A 4710-nucleotide genomic window follows, 5' to 3' on the forward strand; every position below is an offset into this window, starting at 1 on the left:
CTACATGATTGACTTTTCGATTTTCCTCACCGCAGAAGCCTGGATCAGCCTTCTCACGCTCGTCTTCCTGGAAATCGTTCTAGGCGTCGACAACATTGCGTTCATCGCCCTCACCACGAACCGCCTTCCCGAAGACAAGCAGCATATCGGCCGCAAGCTGGGTCTGGCCGGCGCCATGATCATGCGCGTCGTCTTTCTGTGCTTTGCGTCGTGGCTCATCCACATGACGCAGCCGATCTTCACGGTCGACCTGGGCTTCTACTCCCATGGCTTTTCGGTGCGCGACCTGCTGCTTGCCGCCGGCGGCATCTACCTCATCTACAAGGGTGCCAGCGAGCTGCGTAGCATGCTGGCTCTGGAAGAGCTACGCGCCAAGCACGGCGACGACGAGGACAAGAAGTCGCATCAGATTGGCCTTGGCCAGGCCGTGGGCACCATCATGGTCATGGACATCGTGTTCTCCATCGACTCCGTCATCACGGCGGTGGGCATGGCCGAGCACCTCATCATCATGATCATCGCGGTCATTTCCGCCATCCTGCTCATGATGGTCTTCATCGACCAGGTGAGCGACTTCATCAACAAGCACGCGGAAATCACCATCCTGGCCCTCGTGTTCATCCTCTCCATCGGCTTGCTGCTCACGCTCGATGGCTTCGGCCTGCATACCGGCGTGGAAATCGAGGCGCTTGGCATGTCGCTGGAAAAGGTGCTCGTGTACTTCGCGATGGTCTTCAGCCTTGTCATGGAAATCATCCAGATGACGTACAACAAGCGCGCTGCGCAGTTCCATCGCGAGCGCGAAATCGAGCGCGGCCGCCAGCAGATGCGCCAGGAGCTCATCGAAAGCGGCGAACTCAGCGAGTAACGCCGTTCGCATAACGCCGTAACGAGGCGACCCCTCTGGCATCTTTCCTGGAGGGGTCGCTTTGCGTGTGTGGGCTATTCGCTAGTTTGCAGCGGTGAACAGCTTGTATCCGTCGTCTGAGACGATGAGCTTGCATGCTGCGGGAAGCACGCGCGCCTGGAAGGGCGTGTAGGCCTCGAGCGGCTCGCCGTCGTATTGCACGAGCAGCTGCGGGTCTGATTCCACGCGAATGTCGCGGCCGCGGTAGTACACGAGCGCGTTACTGGTTTCCAGCGACCCGCCCGAATGGTCGAATGCGGCCCCCAGCGCGGCGGGCAGGAGGTCCCATGCGGTTTGCGTGGTGAGCACGAGCACGTCGAGCGCGCCGTCGTTGGGCAGATTGCGCGGCGTGATGGAGATGTCGAACTGGATCTTGCTGAAGTTGATGAGCATGACCCCCACGCCCTCGTGTTCGTGCGTTACGCCGTCGACGGTGACCTTCAGGTGCGCTACCTGGGGGTTCGGATTCTGGAAGGCCGCCTTGAAATACGCGGCGGGCCCCCAGCGCTTCTTGTCGCGACGCGCCTCGCTCATCATCGTGGCGTCGTAGCCGCAACCGGCCATCATCGAGAAGCCATGATGGCCTTCGCTCGTGATGATCTCTCCCAAATCGAAGTCGAGGCACTTGCCTTCCTTGGCAAGCTGGGCGAGGGCGAAGGGCTCGATGGGCGACATGACGTTCTGGCAGAGCAGGTTGGCCGTGCCAGCGGGGAAGGGCAGGATGGGGATGCCCGAATCGTGCAGCAGGTAGCATACGGCGGCATGCGTTCCGTCGCCGCCCGATGCGATTACGGCGTCGAACGTGCTTGCATCGGCGAGGGCGTCGGCGAACGAGGAGCATGCATCTACGCAGCGAATGCAGACTTCATCTCCCGTTTTCGCGTACGATCGGGCGAAGTCGTAAATGGCATCTCCACCATATCCAGAAGATAGGTTATTCAGTACAAGTAGTTTCACAGCGCCCTCTTCTATTGCTATGATGTTGTAGCGTATTAATAAGGTATACCCATATGTGGTAAGGATTGTAAAGCGTGTTCATAACCGACCAGGCCCAGCTCGAGGCATTCGTTGACCGAGCGTTGACATCCGAAGTGCTCGCAATCGACACGGAATTTCTGCGCGAGAAAACGTATTATCCGAAGCTCTGCCTCCTGCAGATGCGCGCCGATAGCGAAACGGTCATCATCGACCCCTTCGGCATCAAGGACCTGCATGCCATCGTTCCCCTGCTGCAGTCGCCCACCATCATGAAGGTCTTCCATGCGGGCACGCAGGATATCGAAATCCTCTTCCGCGAAACGGGCGTCATGCCCACTCCCGTGTTCGACACGCAGCTCGCTGCCGCCCTTATGGGGCACACGCAGCAGATTGGGTACGGCGCGCTCGTGAACGACGTGTGCGGCGTGCAGCTGAAGAAAATGGACTCCTTCACCGATTGGTCGCGCCGTCCTCTTTCGTCGTCGCAGCTCAAGTATGCGGCCGATGACGTCGTGTACCTTCCGAAAATGTACCGCCGCATGAGCAAGCGCCTTTCCGACCTGGGGCGCATCCATTGGCTCGACGACGATTTCGCCGCTCTGGTCGACGAAGAGCGCTACCGCGACGATCCGCGCGAACGCTTCCGCCGTCTGAAGCGCGTTTCGCAGCTTTCGCGTCGCCAGCTTTCCGCTGCGCGCGAGGTTGCCGCCTGGCGCGAGCAGCGCGCACGCACGCTCGACATTCCGCGCAAGTGGGTCATCACCGACGAACAGGTGGTGGAGGCCTGCAAGCGCGAGGCGCGTTCCATCGACGAGCTGTTCATGGTACGTGGCATGTCCGACAAGCTGGGCACCGCCGATGCGCGTAGCGTGGTTGCCGCCATCGTGCGTGGCCTCGACGCTCCCGAAGAGGAATGGCCCGCTCACGATCGCCCGCAGAAGAACGAGCACAATGTCGACCTGCAAATCGACGTCATGACCGCCCTCGTGCGCCTTCGTTCGCGCGAAGCGGGCGTGGCGTTCCAGACGCTCGCCGGCCATAGCGACCTCGTTTCGCTCGCGCGTGGGTACCGCGACGTCGAGCTGCTGAAGGGCTGGCGTGCGCAAATCGTGGGAAACGAGCTCTTGGAGCTTCTGGAAGGCAACATCGCGCTGTCGATCGACGATGGCAACCTTAAGGTAACGAAAAAAAGCGAATCGTAGGTTTTTCCTGCTGGGATAAGGGGATACGCGGGGTCTGCGTCTATAATCCGTTCTCAAAGAAATAGCGAACACGTGTGCGTTCGCGGCTCAGAAAGGCCAGTCATGTTCTCTACCGCGTATATCATTCTCATCGTCGTATCCACCGTCATCGGCTTCGGCGCCCAGGCATATGTGAACTCGCAGATCAAGAAGTACTCCAACGTGCCCTCGTCGTGGGGCCTCACCGGCGTGCAGGCGGGCGAGAACATGCTCTCGTACCATGGCGTGCACGGCGTTCCGTTCCATCGCGGCGGTGAAGGGCAAGATCACTTCGACCCGCGCGATAACTCCATCACGCTCGATCCGCACGCGTACAGCCAGCCTTCCATCACGGCCATTGCCACGGCGTGCCACGAGGTGGGCCATGCCTGCCAGTTCGCGCAGGGCTACGGCCCCATGAAGTTCCGCTCGGCGCTGGTGCCCGTGGTGAACTTCGCGTCGAACGCCTGGATGATTCTGCTGCTCATCGGCATCTTCATGAACATCGCCGGCGCCATCGACCTGGCCATCATCCTCTACGCGTTCGCGGTGCTCTTCCAGCTCGTAACGCTGCCCGTTGAATTCAACGCGAGCCATCGCGCCATGAAGTACCTGGAAGCTGCTGGCCTGCCCCAGGGCGAACGCGCCGGTGCCTTCAACGTGCTGCGCGCCTGCGCGCTCACGTACGTGGCCGCCGCGCTCGTTTCCGCGCTGCAGCTCCTGTGGCTCATCGGCCAGCGCCAGGATTAATCGCCATGAACGAGGGGGAGGGCGTACAGCGCAAGCCGCTTAGCGTTTCGGGGGCCATGGCGCGCGCGAAGAGCGCGCTCGAGTCCTGCACCGTCACGCTTATCGGCGAGGTTTCGGAGGTTTCGAACAAGCCAGGCTACAAGGCCGTCTACTTCACCGTGAAGGACGAGTCGGCCTCGCTTCCCTGCATGATGTGGCAGAATCGCTTCCGCGCCATGGGCGTGCAGATTCGCGTGGGCATGCTCGTGCAGCTCACGGGCCGCTTCACCCTCTATGCCGCCAAGGGGCGCATGAACTTCGACGTCTTCTCGCTCTCGCTGGCCGGCGAAGGCGATTTGCGTGCGCGCGTGGCGAACCTGGCGCGCAAGCTTCAGGCAGAAGGTCTCACCGATCCTTCCCGTAAACGCCCCCTTCCCGCATTGCCGCAGGTTGTGGGCTTGGTAACCTCGCCACGTGGTGCGGCGGTGCACGACGTGCTGCGCACCTTCCGCAGGCGATTCCCGCTTGCGCGCATCGTGCTGGCGGGCGTTGCCGTGGAAGGCCCGCAGGCTCCTGCCGGGCTCATCGAGGCCCTTCGCTGCGTGGTGAATGCAGGCGCCGAAGAGGTGCTGCTCGTGCGTGGCGGTGGTTCCTTCGAGGACTTCATGCCCTTCAACGACGAGGCGCTCGCGCGTGCCATTGCCGCGTGCCCCGTTCCCGTAATCACCGGCATCGGCCACGAACCCGATAATTCAATCTGCGACATGGTTGCCGACTTCCGAGCATCAACCCCGACGGCTGCCGCCGAAATGGTCGCACCTGAAAGGGAATCGGTCAATGCAGCGCTCGATCAGTAAAGTCGGAGGCCAAGCGGTC

The 4710-nt window shown here is 61.4% G+C and carries 5 protein-coding genes; 4 read left to right on the top strand and 1 reads right to left on the bottom strand.

Features of this window, described 5'->3' with window-relative positions; genetic code table 11:
- Positions 1 to 868: TerC family protein (locus AC04P6_RS08305; protein WP_475566155.1), on the top strand; the 868-nt coding region annotated here is incomplete at its 5' end.
- Positions 869 to 949: 81 nt separating this feature from the next.
- On the opposite strand, the gene AC04P6_RS08310 is transcribed toward AC04P6_RS08305, so the two are convergent.
- Positions 950 to 1864 (bottom strand): diacylglycerol/lipid kinase family protein, encoded by a 915-nt coding sequence (locus AC04P6_RS08310; RefSeq protein ID WP_475566156.1) that lies wholly within the window; start codon positions 1862 to 1864, stop codon positions 950 to 952.
- Positions 1865 to 1938: 74 nt separating this feature from the next.
- On the opposite strand from AC04P6_RS08310, the gene rnd reads away from it, so the two are divergent.
- The 3 genes from rnd (at position 1939) to xseA (ending at position 4691) form a co-directional block, all read left to right on the top strand.
- Entirely contained in the window at positions 1939 to 3087 is a 1149-nt protein-coding gene (gene rnd, locus AC04P6_RS08315; RefSeq protein WP_475566157.1) for a ribonuclease D, read from the top strand.
- Positions 3088 to 3189: 102 nt separating this feature from the next.
- On the top strand, positions 3190 to 3855 hold the full coding sequence (locus tag AC04P6_RS08320; protein ID WP_475566158.1) for a zinc metallopeptidase: 666 nt from the start codon (positions 3190 to 3192) through the stop codon (positions 3853 to 3855).
- Between the two features lie 5 nt (positions 3856 to 3860).
- Positions 3861 to 4691, top strand: a complete 831-nt coding sequence (gene xseA / locus AC04P6_RS08325; RefSeq protein WP_475566159.1) for an exodeoxyribonuclease VII large subunit — start codon at positions 3861 to 3863, stop codon at positions 4689 to 4691.
- Positions 4692 to 4710: the final 19 nt, after the last annotated feature.

Source organism: Denitrobacterium sp., assembly GCF_056180635.1.